Source organism: Cytobacillus firmus, assembly GCF_023612095.1.
Lineage (GTDB): Bacteria > Bacillota > Bacilli > Bacillales > Cytobacillaceae > Cytobacillus.
This window is the reverse complement of sequence record NZ_CP086235.1, coordinates 283,849-299,908: the sequence shown is the minus strand read 5'-3', so window position 1 is coordinate 299,908 and position 16,060 is coordinate 283,849. Positions and strand designations below refer to the sequence as shown.

Annotated in this window: 12 protein-coding genes and 1 pseudogene; 2 read left to right on the top strand and 11 right to left on the bottom strand. The window is 42.3% G+C overall.

The genetic code is table 11. The features are described from left to right. From LLY41_RS01590 to LLY41_RS01555, 8 genes are all read right to left on the bottom strand, one after another. A complete protein-coding gene (locus LLY41_RS01590; protein WP_095243152.1) occupies positions 1–1,098 on the bottom strand; it encodes a PRK06851 family protein in 1,098 nt (365 codons plus the stop codon). A 753-nt stretch (positions 1,099–1,851) separates the two neighbouring features. Next, complete coding sequence (gene ybaK / locus LLY41_RS01585) at positions 1,852–2,328, bottom strand: Cys-tRNA(Pro) deacylase (RefSeq protein ID WP_304586739.1); 477 nt, start codon at positions 2,326–2,328, stop codon at positions 1,852–1,854. A 112-nt stretch (positions 2,329–2,440) separates the two neighbouring features. Beyond that, a complete protein-coding gene (locus LLY41_RS01580) occupies positions 2,441–4,102 on the bottom strand; it encodes a glycoside hydrolase family 13 protein (RefSeq protein WP_304586738.1) in 1,662 nt (553 codons plus the stop codon). Between the two features lie 344 nt (positions 4,103–4,446). Next, the gene (locus LLY41_RS01575; RefSeq protein WP_304586737.1) at positions 4,447–5,670 is read right to left on the bottom strand and encodes an MFS transporter; all 1,224 of its coding nucleotides are present in this window, start codon (positions 5,668–5,670) and stop codon (positions 4,447–4,449) included. Between the two features lie 811 nt (positions 5,671–6,481). Continuing rightward, complete coding sequence (locus LLY41_RS01570) at positions 6,482–6,943, bottom strand: hypothetical protein (protein WP_304586736.1); 462 nt, start codon at positions 6,941–6,943, stop codon at positions 6,482–6,484. 97 nt (positions 6,944–7,040) lie between these two features. Continuing rightward, entirely contained in the window at positions 7,041–7,943 is a 903-nt protein-coding gene (locus tag LLY41_RS01565; protein WP_304586735.1) for an NAD(P)/FAD-dependent oxidoreductase, read from the bottom strand. A gap of 108 nt (positions 7,944–8,051) precedes the next feature. Next, on the bottom strand, positions 8,052–8,645 hold the full coding sequence (locus LLY41_RS01560) for a hypothetical protein (protein ID WP_304586734.1): 594 nt from the start codon (positions 8,643–8,645) through the stop codon (positions 8,052–8,054). 11 nt (positions 8,646–8,656) lie between these two features. Continuing rightward, positions 8,657–9,838: a ParM/StbA family protein gene (locus LLY41_RS01555; RefSeq protein ID WP_095245627.1), complete on the bottom strand. Its 1,182-nt coding sequence runs from the start codon at positions 9,836–9,838 to the stop codon at positions 8,657–8,659. A 469-nt stretch (positions 9,839–10,307) separates the two neighbouring features. Here LLY41_RS01555 and LLY41_RS01550 point away from each other — a divergent pair, with 469 nt between their 5' ends. Next, complete coding sequence (locus LLY41_RS01550) at positions 10,308–11,576, top strand: GGDEF domain-containing protein (RefSeq protein ID WP_095245625.1); 1,269 nt, start codon at positions 10,308–10,310, stop codon at positions 11,574–11,576. 231 nt (positions 11,577–11,807) lie between these two features. Further along, positions 11,808–13,301, top strand: coding sequence for a peptide MFS transporter (locus tag LLY41_RS01545; protein ID WP_304586733.1), 1,494 nt, complete (start codon positions 11,808–11,810; stop codon positions 13,299–13,301). A 53-nt stretch (positions 13,302–13,354) separates the two neighbouring features. On the opposite strand, the gene LLY41_RS01540 is transcribed toward LLY41_RS01545, so the two are convergent. The 3 genes and pseudogenes from LLY41_RS01540 to LLY41_RS01530 all read right to left on the bottom strand — a co-directional run bounded on the left by LLY41_RS01540 (position 13,355) and on the right by LLY41_RS01530 (position 15,971). Then, positions 13,355–13,864, bottom strand: coding sequence for a cupin domain-containing protein (locus tag LLY41_RS01540; RefSeq protein ID WP_304586732.1), 510 nt, complete (start codon positions 13,862–13,864; stop codon positions 13,355–13,357). A 19-nt stretch (positions 13,865–13,883) separates the two neighbouring features. Continuing rightward, positions 13,884–14,735 (bottom strand): KPN_02809 family neutral zinc metallopeptidase, encoded by an 852-nt coding sequence (gene ypfJ / locus LLY41_RS01535; protein WP_095245622.1) that lies wholly within the window; start codon positions 14,733–14,735, stop codon positions 13,884–13,886. Positions 14,736–14,829: 94 nt separating this feature from the next. After that, positions 14,830–15,971: pseudogene (locus tag LLY41_RS01530) on the bottom strand (NAD(P)/FAD-dependent oxidoreductase). Positions 15,972–16,060 lie beyond the last annotated feature (89 nt).

Sequence of the window (16,060 nt, the reverse complement as noted above, 5' to 3'; positions counted from 1 at the left end):
TTAAACTTTTTCTGCAATCAGCAGCAATTCTGAGCGGATCTGCTCTTTGATCCGGTCCACCACTGAAAAGTCCATAGCATTTACATAGATTTTTTCCAGTGTGTCGCGCTGGGTTTTTGCCCGTGCCAGATAAGAGATGGCTTCTGTCATTTTATTTTTATAACGGGTGCTGATATCCTTTAGCTGTTCAGCGTAAATTTCATCTGTGCCTGAGTTGATCGTTATTTCATACATATCGACGATTTCATCACCATCCCGATTCGGAAAATATTCATGCGGAGCCGTGCTGTCAAAGATAGCGAGGCCCAGTTCACGCACAATGATCATATCCAGGCTGTGCGGATCAAAACCGCAATGATAGATTTCAATATCAAATCCCCGGCTTTCAGCTTCTTTTGCCAGCTTCTTCAGCATGGTGGACTTGCCGGAACCCGGACGCCCTTTTATGAAGTATCTTTTTTGAATATCCTCCGTAAGATTCGGCACAAAATCCACCGCTCCAATCGGAGTGGCTGCCCCTAAATAACGATGCTTCACAGTTGGAGTCTTATTTAATTTCGTATTTGCATAGAAGGTCGCAATCAGCTTTTTCGTCAGTTCATCCGCCTTCTGAAAATTCATATTTTCTATATAGATTTTTTCCCACTCATCATGAATCCTCAGTGCTTCGGCAAACGTGTCATAGGCTGTTGCAAAGGAATTGCTGATTTGGCCCGACAGTACGGTAATCTCTTCTTTACATGCAGCCAGTGCCCTTGAATCCCAGGCTTCGCCAAGATTGATATATTCTTCGACCGCGCCGGGTGCTTTCGGTTCGATCACATGCGGGGCTGTTCCATCGACAATGCCTGCTTTTAAAGAAGGAATGATGACGCCATCGAGCGATTGACTGTCAGATGAGCAATAAATGTATTCCAGGTCATAGCCTTTTTCGGACAGGTCTGCCCCGATTGCTTTCATCAGGGATGATTTGCCTGTTCCCGGTCCGCCTTTTAAAATATATAGGCGGTCAAGCCCTGCCAGGTTTGAGTCGAATAAATTGTGGAATCCCCGGGCTGTATTCCCGCCGGCGAAGTATTTTAATATTTTCCCAGCCACTCCTACACTTCCTTTCGAAATGCATTTTCACCTTACAGTATGCAAAGGGAGCGGGATGGGTGAAAGCCTATGAAAAAAGAGTGCTGAATCAGGGTGATTCAGCACTCTTGCTTTTATTCGTATAAATTGTTGTTATTCACCTGTCAATGTGGTCCGTTGATTTCCGCTCCAGGATGCTCAGCGAACCGTGGGGCAGGCGGTGAGCCTCCTCGACGCTACGCGTCATAAAAAGCAACAAACCTTGCGATAAGTAGTTCAGTTTTTTGTGGGGATTTAGCTCTTCAACTACCGATGCAGGATAGAAATATATAAACATTCAAAAATGTTACAATAAACAAGAAGGAGAGGATAACTTTGGGTAAAAGGAGTTTCTATGTAATACTTCAAATTATAAGTATTATTGGTACTTTAATATTTACCTATTACTTTATATGGGATGAACAATGGGGTCGCTTCATTATGTGGACGGTTATGGTAATAGTTATAATACTCCTCGGTTATAATTTATTTAGAAAATTTTAAAATGGGATTATAAAGATGAATAAAGGCTTTCTTTCGCTAACCGTGAGCTTTAACTGAATAAGCACAGCAACATACATTCATAACAGAAAGCTTGGGATTACCCAAGCTTTTTTTCTGTGCTAATTGTATTGTTAATTCACTATTTATACTACGAAAATGTATGTTATTTGGACTGCGAATTTAAGTTTTCTCCACGTTATCCGAACTACTTGACCTTGCGTAAACAGCCTTTTATTTGATTAAATCCGCCAGTTCAGCCCCAATGGCCTTCTGCAGGTCATCCACCTTGAGCTCCATCTGCATGCCGATTTTGCCGCCGCTGACTATGATCAGATCCAGTTCTTCTGCCTTTCTGTCGATGAAAGAAGGAAACAGCTTTTTCATTCCGACCGGGGAGCAGCCTCCGCGGATGTAGCCGGTGAGCTTCTGGATATCTTTGACCGGGATCATTTCCACTTTCTTTTCGCCGGCAGCTTTTGCGGCTTTTTTCAGGTCGAGCTCTTCTGCCACGGGTATGATGAACACGAAGATCTGCTTGCTCACGCCTTGAGCAACTAAAGTTTTATAAACGGCTTCAGGATTTTTGCCGATTTTCTCTGCAACCGAAACACCATCAATCTTCCCGTCCTGGCTCTCATAAGTAATCAGTTCATACACGACCTTTTGAGCATCGAGCATACGCATCGCATTTGTTTTACCCTTTGCCATTGCCTGCGCCTCCATTGGTTATTTTCCTCATTTTAGCATTTTTGGCCGGTTTCAAAAAGGTGCAGGCAAAAGAATAGCAGGATCCCCCAAAAGAGAATCCTGCTAAAAGAAATTATTTCAATCGGTACACACGGGCTTCATAAGGCTTAAGTGTAAATGAATCCATATCACCATGTTTTTCAACCGGATAGTTATTCAATAAAAGCTGCTCATAAGAAAGCTTATCATCTGTTTCAAAAGATGCTTCCTCTGTTGAAAGGTTTGTAATCACGACTACCTTGTCATCATCAGATGTACGGGTATAGGCATAAATTTGCTGGTCATCTTCAAGAAGCAGATCGTATTGGCCATAGGTGAAGACCTCATTATCCTTCTTCAATCGAATCATTTTTTTATAGAAAGAAAGGATAGAGTCGCCGTCCAGCGATTGGACCTCCACATTGATGTTCTTAAAGTTCGGATTGAGCTTCATCCATGGCTGACCTGTTGTGAATCCTGCGTTATCTTTAGTGGACCACTGCATTGGCGTACGGCTGTTATCGCGGGAAGAAGCCCAGATAATGTCCATAATGTCCTGATGGGACATGCCTTCCTCTTTCTTCAGCCGGTACAGGTTCTTTACCGCAACGTCATCATAATCATCAATGGAAGGGAACTGGACATTAGTCATGCCGATTTCCTGTCCCTGATAAATGAATGGCGTACCCTGCATCAGGAAGTACATAGCACCCATAGCTGTTGCGCTTTGATGCCAGTATTCTTCATCATTTCCCCATGTGGAAACGACACGCGGCTTATCATGGTTCTCGATGAATAACGCGTTCCATCCGTCCGCTTCCAGACCTTTCTGCCAGCGGGTCAGAACCTTTTTCAGCTCGACAATATCCACCTCGGGGTTTGTTTCCGCGTCCCAAAGGCCAAGGTGCTCAAATTGGAAAATCATATCCATTTTTCCCTGCTCTTCACCGACCCAAAGGTCAGCTTCATCCACGGTAACACCGTTTGCTTCGCCGACTGTCATCACATCGTAGTTCGCATAGGTGCGGTCTTTAAATTCCTTTAAGTACTCGTGAATGCCTTCCTGGTTCATATGCATATCGAAGGAAGAAACATACTTTTTCTTCTTCGGGTTCGGCATATCAGGCAGGCCGGCACGCTTTTTGATATGGCTGATGGCGTCAATCCGGAAGCCGTCGATTCCCTTATCCAGCCACCAGTTCACCGTATCATATAATGCCTCGCGGACCTCTTTATTTTCCCAGTTCAAATCAGGCTGCTTGGTGGAAAAAACATGCAGGTAGTACTGCTCCGTCTTCTCATCGTATTCCCATGCCGATCCGCCGAAAATACTTTCCCAGTTATTTGGCTCCTTGCCATTCTTTCCGTCTCTCCAAATATACCAGTCTCTTTTCGGGTTCTCTTTGGACTCACGGGACTCAATAAACCAAGGGTGCTCATCACTTGTATGGTTCAGCACAAGATCCAGAATCAGCTTCATATCGCGCTTATGGACCTCATCCATCAGCTGATTGAAATCCTCCATCGAACCGAAATCCTCCATGATATCCTGGTAGTCTGAAATATCGTATCCATTATCATCATTAGGGGATTTGTACATTGGGCAAATCCAGATGACATCAATGCCTAACCCTTTAATATAATCCAGCCGCTGAATAATTCCCTGAAGATCGCCAATTCCATCTCCGTTTGAATCCTGGAAACTGCGGGGATAAATTTGATATCCAACTGCTTCTTTCCACCATACCTTTTTCATGTTAACACCCTCATTATATATAAATTTCTTTTCTATAATTGCAATTCCGATGCGCAAACGTTTGCATTAAGCGGCATAAAAAAAGCTGCCTGCTTAAAGCATGTGCATACTACTACAGTAAGTGTAACGCTTACAATTCAATTTTTCAATACCCTAATTAAATTAGGATTTATAGAAAAAGAAAACTCGCATATTAGCGGGTTTTCTCTGTTTTTGAAGGTTTCTTATTTAAGTAAAGTACCCTATAGATTAAGTGAAATCCTTCACAAAACAAGTGTTTTTTGGTACCATCAAGAACCATTTTGTTATAGTAAAAGGCTGCACATATGATGCAGCCTTTAGTATTAACCTTCTTCCCCTTTCAAAATATTACTTAGTGTGAACCGCTGTCTAACTGCTACAAGATAAAATCCGGAACCTACTAATAATAAACCAGCTATTATAAATGATAATTGAACACTAACGTACTCCGTAATTCCTCCAAATATTAAAGTGGAAAAACCAAATACCAAGGACACCAATGTATGTTGAGCACTATATATCTTTGGCAAATCTTCAGTTTTAGTTATTTTTTGTAAATAAGTGTGTATGGTAATGCCTTTTATTTGATGGATGAAACCACTAAGGAAGACTAGTATTAATGCTATCCAATTCATATAATTCAATCCAAATATTAATGTGACAATGGAAACACCGAAAGAAGTGGTTAGCAGGGTGATTTTGATTGATTTTTCCAATAAAAATGAAAACTTTGAACAAACCAAACCGCCTAGTATTAAGCCGATAAAAAAGGCAGTGTTTATATATCCCCACCATTCTTCAGTAACATTTAATATTTCAATAACAAATACGTAAAGGATGGCAGCTATCCAAACAACATTGGCCAGAGCTTCTATAGAAATCATAATATGGATACTGCGAAGTATAGGATTTTTCCAGATCTTAATCCAACCTTCCAGTAAAGTATCCAATGTTTTAAGGTTTTCACCTTTAGAGTGAATTGAGGTTTTGTCTTCAACTAATTGCATCAATATAGTTGAAATTACATACAATGAGAAGGTTAGCCAAATTACATATTTCCCACCTATCATTGCAACTAGGACTCCTCCCAATGCCCATCCACCTAATTGAATTGACTCAGCTAATACAGAAACAAAACTATTTGCCTTCATTAATTCATCTTGTTCGACTAATCTAGGCAGGAAAGCATCTGTTGCAGGAAGTGCCCATCCATCGGAAAAGGCAATCATAAAGATACAAATCATAATAAGCCAAATGCCCGAAATCGAGTATAGACTAACCCAAAATGATAGTGTTAGCAGTACGGCGGTTTTACTCAACTGTGAACTTACAAGGAGGGATTTCAATCTAAATTTTTTAAACAGCAAAGGTGAAATTGCTCCACTTATAAATCTTCCTAACATATTAAGAAAAGGTAACAGCACCAAATACATTGAAGATTCTGTAACCGAATATAAGATAGAGATCAAACCAACTATATAAAAAACATCACCTAGATTAGCAAATAATTGACCTACCCAGAGGAAGCGGAATGATTTACTTTTCATAAAAATACCCCTTAATATCTTATTATTTATTTACGATAAAAAGGGAATTTTACAATGGACGATACCTCCTTTTCCTGATTTTAAAAAACAAGAAAGTAATCGGACAAATAAAATATGTTTAAGTGGACATATATTTTTATTTTAGGGTTTTTTTTGAAAAGTTAATTCCTTTCTTTCCAGGTAACTTTTTTGAAATAGCCATTCATAGATAATTGTAATACATTAAGTTTTCTTTTATGTCATTTTTTTAATAATCAAATATTATTTCATAAAAAATAATTGTAATGCTAACCTGCCCTTTACTTCAATAAGAAGTCCAACAAAAAAGAGCTTTAATCCATCCAGGATCAAAGCACTCATATGTTGAACTACAGAATACAATCTTCACTAAGATATAGCCAGAATGGATAGATATATACATAGAGCTGATGAAGATAATAAGATGACAGAAGTTAAACCGTTACTCCTAAGTTTAATTCCATATGCACAAAAAAAGATAGCGGCGGCCAATTTGGAGAAACCTTCATAATAAGCATTATTTGCAAAAATTGCACTGCTAAAAATTATTGAAATAAGCAAAGTTATAGAGATTAGGATTTTAAACCATAAAGGCTCTTTTAGGAATTGTTTAATCATAAATTTAACCCGCAGCATGCTTATAACTCCTCTTTGAGGAACTTTTGATATTAGTTAAGATATGGTGAATTTTACAAAATAGAAATTCCCTTGATGTAAGGCCGAACATTGAAAGGAGTTGAACAAACCGAAAACAAAGAAGCCGCAGCACTCCCAGCTGCGGCTTCCAATATTGTCAGGCTGGCTCCATTTGAAGCTGATCCCGGTATGGTTTTAATGAATGATAAATAATGTTCTGCATGAATGCCTTATCCATGTCCGGCAACAGCTTTTCAGCAAATGCCCAGGCATTTTCCTCAATTCTCAAAGCTGTGAGCCAGCGTTCCTGCTCTGTTATGCAGGCGTCGAGATGGCTGGCCAATTGCTCCAGCTCCGCATCCTCTGCATGGCCTAACTCATGAGCAAACACAACGGCAAAATAGTCCAAAAAACGATCAGAAGAAATGAACAGCTGCTGGCATTGGTTCTTAATCTCTTCTACATATAGGGTAACTGTATGTGTTCCCATGCTGTATTTTCCGCCAGCTATACGATTTCCCGGAAAATGTTTCTCTAATTTAATGTCCGCCTGACTCCCCGATTTCTTCAGCAATTCATGAACAACTAGATCCAAGCTTTCTTTATTCAACGCAAACACCTTTCTCTATTTAAAGCTTATAGGCTATTATATGAGAAAAGTGTACAGAAATAAACCATTATATACCCTTTTATTTCGACGATAAAACCTAAATTCCTTATTTTTTATCCTGCAAAAGCGATTTATGGATCCAGATCGCAGCCTGTGCACCCTCCCCCATCGCAATGGTTACTTGTTCCGAATGGGCTGCCACATCGCCTGCTGCCCAAACATTTTGGACACTGGTCATTTTCGAGCGCGGATCGGTCAGGATATGCTTATTTTCAAGACGCTCTGCACCGAGCTGCTGTGCCAGGCCGGATTTTATCTCATTTCCGCCAAATGCGATAAACCCTCTTTCTCCTGTAATTTCTTTGCCACTTTCCAGCCTTACACCGTTAAAAGTATCATCTTCTGCGAGCACTTTATCTATGGCTTCGTCCACGTATTCAATATTTTTCTCTCTCATTTTCTCCAAAAATTCCTGATCCGGCACCTTTTTTTCATGGTTGATAAAAACAAGATCATTTGTCCAGTATGACAAGGTTAAAGCCATATTAGCGCCGGCATTTCCAGAGCCAAGGACAATGGTGCGCTTATCCTTCACTTCATATCCATCACAGTCGGGACAGACATAGACAGATATGCCGAGACAGGGCATCATTTCCGGTAATGGCGGCATCCTGTCCATAACTCCTGTTGCCAGCAAAATCCGTTTGCCGGAATATTTATTGCCGCTTTCTGCTGAAACGACAAATCCTCCTTCAGCCTTTTCAGCTCGCTCCACTTTTTCATGAACAAACTCCACTCCAAGGCTTTCGGCATGCTTTTTCCCAAGCTCACGAAGCTCCGGTCCGCTCACACCATCAGGGTAGCCTAAGATATTATGATAATTTTTGCATATCACGGAACGACCATCATTGGAATCCAGCACCAGCACCTTATGCTTATACCTGCCCAGCTGAATGGCAGCCTGCAGGCCCGCAATCCCTCCTCCAACAATCAGACAATCATAATTCAAATGGAATTCCTCCTTTTCATGCCAAAAAAGTCTATACATGTAAACTACCCAGAAATTCCACTTCTAAATACAAAAAGGGGAGTCTCATCGCTGAAACTCCCCTCAAACTCATTTATTCATATGTGCAAGAAAGCCGCCAAGAAGAGTATCGAGATCTTCTTCGCTTTCCTCTTCAGTTTCTTCTTCCTGCTGTTCCTGTTTAGCTTTGTCCCAATCAAAGTCCAGCAAATCATCTTCAACATCTGTCAGATCAGCTTCAGATAGCTGGTCTTCCTCTAAAGCCGCAGCTGCCGCATCATACTGATTCACAGCAGGACTCGGCTCCTCCTGCAGATATAAAGCTTCATCTATATCAGAAGATCGGCTGTTCAAGGACGCCAGCAGAGATGTTGCCCTCACCGGGTCTGTGATCAGCTGATAAATGATGCTGCCGAGCAGCGCTTCTGAATGCTCATGCTTAAGCCAGTCGCGCTGAACCTTGCTTAGCCCCTTTGGAAGGGGAATGGTAATGGTTTCCCGGTCTTTTGATTGTGAACTGCTGACTCCCTGCATCACATACTCGGCCATCTTGCTCGAAAAATTCCGCTTTTCGGTTTCCTTGAGCTTTTGCAGATGCTTCAGAATATGATCAGGAGTGTCAGATGGTACACGAAAGGATATGGATTGTCCTCTCTTAATTTCAGAAGAGGAAGCTTTACTCATGAAAAATCACCCTAGTTGGCTTTTACAGGTTTCTTATCCTGGTCTGCCTTATCTTTATTCGTTCTTCTTGAAAAATCAGAGATCAGCTTGTAATAAGCATTTGCCATCATCCAGATGCTTTCTTTTTCATCCTCGAAGAAATCAATGTTATAGCCATCCAGATTATTATTTAATGTTTTCAGATAATCTTTTAGAACAATAGAGCCGCCGCCGACGAAATAGCAGATTTCCGTCTGGGAGTTTTTCTGCCAAACGTTGCGGAGCAGGCGGTACTGCTTCTTCGCCAGGTCAAGCAGGATACGGTCTGTAATATCATGCACGCTTGTGCGGCTTCCTTTAACCATAATATGATTGCGGTCATTTTTCTTCGTGATGATTTCTACGACATCTGTGCGGCTGTCGAGCTCAACCCCATGCTTCGAACGGATCTCTTCACGGATGGATTCAAGCGCTTCAGACACGCCAAGGTTGAAGCCCTGCGCTTTATCATCATCCACATTGCGGTTTTTAATGACAGCAATATCTGTAGATAATCCGCCGATATCCTGGATTAAAATACGCTTATCAATTAAATCCTTATTAATGATGTTTAAGTTATTATCCATTACAAGGTTGATATAAGCTGCAAACCCTTCAGGATAAACCTTAATTTCTTCAAACTTGATATTAACTTTTTGTCCCTGGTACTTCGGTGTAACAAGGAATTCAACCTGATGGACTGAGCCCAGCAGCTTGGAACGGTAGCCCGCATCCTTGCCTTCCTTTACTTCACGAAGCGGAAGTCCTGTGCCAAGTGTGTAGTTTGCATCAACCACATTACCGGATTTCTTAAAGCCTGTGGAACCGCCGTTCTGTACAGCATCCAATGCCAAAGCAGTGAAAAGCATAACCAATGTCTGATCTTCTTCGGATTTGCTGCTGCCCGGATCCAATTCAGTAGCGTTGTCGCTTTTTGTCGCCAGGTGCCCTACACGGTAAATCGTATTGTTTTCCTTCAGGGCAGGGGAGTGAACTCTAATATGTATGCCTTCAAGCGGATTTTTGCTGTCAAGTTCTTCAATCCCGATAACAGGCCGGTCCTCAACATCTCTTGCTATTACATTCGGTATATTTAATTCTGAATCCAATTTTCCAAAGATTGCTTTAATAGAATCGTTTCCTACATCAACTGCTGCAATTCGTGAATTCGTCAAATCATTCAATCCTTTCATTCTCCATAATATAGAGCTGCTATTTTAAGAGTAATTCAGATTGAGAGATTAATCAATGAGAGGAAATAAAAAGTAATCAAAGCGTAAAAACGTAAACAAAATGTAAACATCTGCCTTCATTGTATACACTTTCCGTATACATGTAAACAAAAGTGCACACATCCTTATATACCAACATGTACACCGTTTTGTATACTTGTTTACATTTTCGTATACATTTGTAAACATTATTGTATACTTGTAATCAAATTTGTTTACAAACGGATTATCATGATTTTTTCTTAAAATTTGGTAGTTTATGAGATAAAATAATATCCTTATCCTATCTAAGTAAAATGCAATCGATTCATGTAATATTAAAAAATTTAGAAAATATACTAAATTAATCTACTTTCTTGGTAAAAATTCCTATAAAATAGGAGTATAACAATAGGAAAAGGAGTTCAGAAAGATGCAAGGCTCCAGAATATTTATGGTTTCGCTTTTTATCATTGCCGTATGCACTGCTGTTTTCTCAGAGGGTATCAGTGTCGAGAGCTCTGTCTATATAAAAGCGCTGGGTATATACCTGCTGTTTGCATGCCTGTATTATCATTTGCGGATTATCAGCAGAAATGGAAGTACATCGATTGATTATGGGATTAATTACAGTCTGTCCATTGGACTGTTTACGGGGCCATTAGGTCTGTTGATTTTTGAAGTCATCTACCGTTTTTGCGTCTATTTTTATAGAAAGCATTCAAAAACAGAGGATCCTGATGAATTTTTCCATACGTTTTATAACATTGGTTCCTTTGTGATGAGCAACTCCATCGCATTCTATATGTTCCATCTGTTATCTCCCCTCTTTCAGGGTATGCCATTCGGTTTTTGGGTTGTCATGCTGATGCTGATCACCGTAACCTCTTTGCTTTCGGACCTTTTCCTGATTACTGTTTTTAAACTGACAGGAGATATTAAAACAAAGCAGGAAGCGATTGACTTTATCAAAACAAGAAGTGTGCTGGATATGGGGAAGATTGCCTTCACGAACGGCCTTTTGCTGCTATTCCTAAATGAGGGAAAATGGGAAATGCTCATAAGCCTGTTTATCCTTAACTATCTTGTGAGCCGGTCCTTCCTATCGAAATCACAGATGCTTCAGAATAAAATCGAACGTGATAAGTTCGAGCAGATGGCCTATACTGACTTTCTGACTGGTGTGTTTAACCGTGCCTATATGGATAAAAAGATGACAGAGCTTAATAAATCAGATGAAAGCATTGGTATAGTTGTAGCTGACATTGACAAATTTAAGAGGATTAACGACAGCTATAATCACGCGGTTGGCGACCAGGCAATCAGGCATTTTGCCGATACTTTAAAAAGCTACCTCTCCAAAGATGATTACTTGTTCAGGAGCGGAGGAGAAGAGTTTACGATAATTTTGAGATCCAGAACATATGAAGAGTGCCTGGATTTAGCTCAGAAGATACGCACAGGGGTTGAAAACAGCCCTTTTCAAGCTGATTTTAAAGAGGAGTCCATTTCTATTTCCTATACTGCATCATTTGGGCTTTTTTACTATAAAGTGAACGATCTGCTTTCTATTGAAAAAGCGTATGTTTATGCAGACCAACTCCTTTTCCAGTCCAAGGAAATGGGTAAAAACAGGCTATCCAGCAGGGAAGAGCCTGTCCATCCGCCCAGATCTGCAGAAGCAGTTCTGACAAACGCATAAGATATTCGCAGCCGCCGGTTTTGGCGGCTGTTTTTTCGGGTATAATACCTTTGTTTTTTATAAAATTACCAATACTATCATTATTCTGAAAAAATAAACTTTGATTAGATTCTCTGGGGAAATCTATTTATTCATCCTTTTAAGCCAATAATAACCATCGCTACATAAAATTTTTTTTGACAATTAGCAACTATGAAAGATATTATAGAATAGCTAAAAGGAGGATGAAATATGTCAGATTTTAATAGGCAGAAAATTGTTGAAAGTGTGCCTCAAAAAGGTTTCTTTGGACATCCTAAAGGCTTGTTCACACTTTTCTTCACGGAATTTTGGGAGCGCTTTTCTTACTATGGAATGAGAGCAATCCTTGTTTTCTATATGTACTACGAGGTTTCAAAAGGCGGATTAGGCCTTGATGAGCCAACAGCTTTAGCCATCATGTCCATTTATGGTTCATTGGTGTATATGTCAGGAATCATCGGCGGATGGATGGCTGACAGATTACTCGGCACATCCAGAGCGGTATTCTATGGCGGAATTTTAATCATGCTCGGCCATATTGCCCTTTCCATTCCTGGAAGCCTGGCTATGTTCTTTGTTTCCATGGTTCTGATCGTTTTAGGTACTGGTTTATTGAAGCCGAATGTATCGAGCGTCGTTGGGGACATTTACAGTCCTGAAGATAATCGCCGCGATGCCGGTTTCAGTATCTTCTATATGGGCATCAACCTTGGCGGATTCCTTGCGCCGTTAATTGTCGGAACAGTTGGAATGAAATATAATTTCCATCTTGGTTTCGCCATTGCAGCCGTTGGTATGTTCTTTGGCTTATTGGTGTTTGTCTTTACGAAAAAGAAAAATCTTGGGTTAGCAGGAACTTATATTTCTAATCCATTATCTGCAAATGAAAAGAAAACAGTTTATACAAGAATTGGCCTGGGTGCTGTTATTATTGCCATTTTAGTCGCTGTCGGCATCCCAACTGGTCTTTTAACGTTTGATTCCTTTATTGCACTTGTTGGTATTCTGGGTATCGGTCTCCCAATTGTTTACTTTACAATGATGTACCGCAGCCCGAAAACAACAGAAGTGGAACGTTCACGCATCATTGCGTATATTCCATTATTCATTGCGTCTGTTATGTTCTGGGCCATCCAGGAGCAGGGTTCAACGATTCTTGCGAACTATGCGGACAAGCGTACACAGCTTGAGTTTATGGGACTTGATATTTCACCGGCATGGTTCCAGTCTCTTAACCCATTATTTATTATCTTCCTGGCGCCTGTATTTGCCTGGCTATGGGTGAAGCTTGGCGACCGCCAGCCTTCAGTGCCGCAGAAATTCTCACTGGGTCTATTGTTTGCCGGTTTATCATTCCTTGTGATTCTGCTTCCTGCTTACCTTGGCGGAACAGATTCTCTTGTAAGCCCATTATGGCTGGTTCTTAGCTACTTCATTGTTGTACTTGGGGAGCTTTGCTTATCACCTGTTGGACTTTCAGCTACAACCAAATTAGCGCCTGCTGCGTTTTCCGCGCAAACGATGAGCCTTTGGTTCCTGTCAAATGCGGCAGCACAGGCAATCAATGCACAGATTGTTAAATTCTACACACCTGAAACGGAAATGACGTATTTCGGAGTAATTGGTGCAGTAGCAATCCTGCTATCCATCATCTTATTCTTATTGAGTCCTAAGATTCAAGGATTTATGAAGGGTGTACGTTAATAGAAAATGGAAGCCAGAAGAGTTTAGCTCTTCTGGCTTTTTTTGTGTACTTATTATCTGTTTGGTTTTCTCCATTCCTCAAGCATCGGCCCTTCTTCACCATAAACGGGGTCCATCTGCGGAATGGGAACATTTTTTATATCTGCGAGTGCCTGCACACGGTCTGATGGGTCTTTTTTCTTCATATTCGGGCTTGTTCCGCCGGGATAGGCACCCACGACTTCGAAGTCCGGGCTGCTTTCAATCCTCTTATGCCCTGTGCCTGCAGGAAGGAGAATGACGTCGCCCTGGCTGATTTCGAGGCGTTCACCCTGATCGCCGCCGATCAGGACGGTGGCCTGCCCCGCTTTGACTCCCAGTACTTCGTGAGTGTTAGAGTGATAATGGTGGTAATCATATACTCCGCCCGTCCAGCTTCCGGTCCATTGGTGTCTGTTGAAAGCAGGCTCGATTTCTCCGGGCTGTTCCTTAAAAACTGCCTTGTAGATGATCACCGGGAGATCTTGGTTGTTGGGTATTTGCCCATCATCAGCCAGCAGAGTGGTTTGGATGCCGCTATTCATTCAATCCGCTCCTTTCTTATTAAAAACTGCTTTGCTTAAACGTGTCCCCGCCTTTGATGGTTCCATTCTGGAATCCTTTGTGAAACCATGACTTCCTTTGCTCTGAGGTGCCATGTGTAAAGCTTTCCGGCACGACATAGCCCTGCGCCCGTTTTTGAAGGGTGTCGTCCCCTACTGCCGTCGCGGCATTCAGGGCTTCTTCCAGATCGCCTTCCTCTAAATAACCCATTCCCTGGGCATGATGGGCCCAAACGCCTGAATAATAGTCGGCCTGCAATTCAAACCGGACGAGATATTTATTAAATTTTTCTTCACTCATTTTCTGGCGGAGCGGCATGATTTCCTCAGTTGTCCCCAGCAGTGTTTGCACATGGTGCCCAACTTCATGGGCAATAACGTAAGCCATGGCAAAATCACCGGGTGCCTGGAATTTCCTTTGCAGTTCTTCGTAAAAGCTTAAATCGATATACAGCTTTTGGTCGCCCGGGCAATAGAAGGGCCCTACTGAAGAGGACGCTGCCCCGCATGCAGACTGTACACTGCCTGAGTATAAAACAAGGGTCGGCTCTTTATACTGCAACCCCTGCTCTTCGAATATTTCCGTCCAGACTTCCTCTGTATCCGCCAGCACAACCGAGACAAAGTCAGCAAGCTCTTTTTCCTGCTCAGACTCTTCATATGGCACAGATGTACCTGAATCTGTTCCGGTTATATTGCCTAACAGTTCACCCGGATCACCACCACCGAGGAAGGTAAATAACAATACTATAATAATTCCGCCAAGGCCGCCGCCGATCAGGGTTTTTCCCCCGCCGCCCATGCCTCTCCGGTCTTCCACATTCGAACTCGCTCTTCTGCCCTTCCACTTCATGATTCAGCCTCCTAATGAAACATCACTTTCATTAGTGTATACCCGAAATGAAGCGATTTATTAACTTATCAGATACAAAAATAAGTGCCTGCTGCTAAAACAGGCACCTTGAGATCCTATTCTTTTTTACGGCACCAGCCGGATCATAGAGGCTCAGGTCAATATCAACCTCCTGCCCGAGAGCAAGCCTGGCCGCTTGAGCGCCAAGAAACGGCCCTGCGGTGAGCCCAGAGGCTCCAAGCCCATTTGCTATGTAAAGACCTCTGAGACCAGGAATTTGGCCTATAATGGGCAGAAATCCGGGTGTATAGGGACGAAATCCCACGCGTGCTTCTGTAAACGTTCCATTCAATAATCCCGGGGCGATTGCCAGGGCTTTTTCAAAAATGTCATTTAACCCGCCTGCTGTGACTCTTAAATCGTAGCCCATATCATCTTCATGGGTCGCACCAATGACAATGCGTCCGCCCTCAAAAGCCAGAATATATTGATTGTTTGGCGGCATGACAACCGGCCAGTCCGCCGTATCTTCTCCTTCAAGCTGAAGATGGACGATTTGCGCTTTTTGCGGCTTCACATCCAGCTGGATTCCAAGCGGCTCAAAAAGCTCTCCTGCCCATGCTCCGGCCGCTGAAATCACACTTTCCGCTTCATATTGCTTTCCATTGGCTGTAACAGCTGTAATCTCATCTTCCTGGCACACAAGTTCTGCGGAGCCCTGCACCACTTCCGCACCATGCTTTTCAGCTGCCCGCAGGAGCGCGTCGCGCAGTGCGCGGCCGTTGACGCGCGCCGCACCGCTTACATGCACAGAGGCATATTCCTTAGCCAATGCCGGAAACAGCCGGGATGTCTGTTCCGGAGACAAGGGTGATATCTCCCCCATTTCAGGGGCATCTCCGCGCCTTTTCAAAGCCCGTTCTTCCATTTTTTCGAGCTTTGCAGGATCGGTATGAAGGCTGACGGCGCCTGCCTGCTGATAGCCGGTCTCTGTCTCGCCGTCTTTTTCAAGCTCCCTGATCAGTGTCTGATAATAAGCCGCTCCCCCTTTGGCGAGCGCATACCACGCTTTATTCCGCCGCTGTGACAGCCAGGGGCATATGATTCCGGCCGCAGCATCTGTTGCCTGCCCGGATCTTTGCGGTCAATAATGGTGACTTTGGCACCTGCCTTAGCCAAATGATAGGCAGCAGAGGCCCCCAGAATTCCTGCACCAATTACGATATGACTTTTCATAATGACTCCTTTTTTCTATCTGGTTTGCACTTATTTTACAAGAGTTTGGGGATAGGTTCAAAAAATCATAGGCGGCTGATGACTGATCC

Excerpts from the sequence above, each read along its gene's own strand:
- ybaK (WP_304586739.1), bottom strand. The coding sequence starts at position 2,328 with ATGGCAAAGGGTAAAACAAATGCGATGCGTATGCTCGATGCTCAAAAG.
- LLY41_RS01560 (WP_304586734.1), bottom strand. The coding sequence starts at position 8,645 with ATGAGTAAAGCTTCCTCTTCTGAAATTAAGAGAGGACAATCCATATCC.
- LLY41_RS01540 (WP_304586732.1), bottom strand. The coding sequence starts at position 13,864 with ATGAATAGCGGCATCCAAACCACTCTGCTGGCTGATGATGGGCAAATA.
- ypfJ (WP_095245622.1), bottom strand. The coding sequence starts at position 14,735 with ATGAAGTGGAAGGGCAGAAGAGCGAGTTCGAATGTGGAAGACCGGAGA.
- LLY41_RS01575 (WP_304586737.1), bottom strand. The coding sequence starts at position 5,670 with ATGAAAAGTAAATCATTCCGCTTCCTCTGGGTAGGTCAATTATTTGCT.
- LLY41_RS01580 (WP_304586738.1), bottom strand. The coding sequence starts at position 4,102 with ATGAAAAAGGTATGGTGGAAAGAAGCAGTTGGATATCAAATTTATCCC.
- LLY41_RS01545 (WP_304586733.1), top strand. The coding sequence starts at position 11,808 with ATGTCAGATTTTAATAGGCAGAAAATTGTTGAAAGTGTGCCTCAAAAA.
- LLY41_RS01550 (WP_095245625.1), top strand. The coding sequence starts at position 10,308 with ATGCAAGGCTCCAGAATATTTATGGTTTCGCTTTTTATCATTGCCGTA.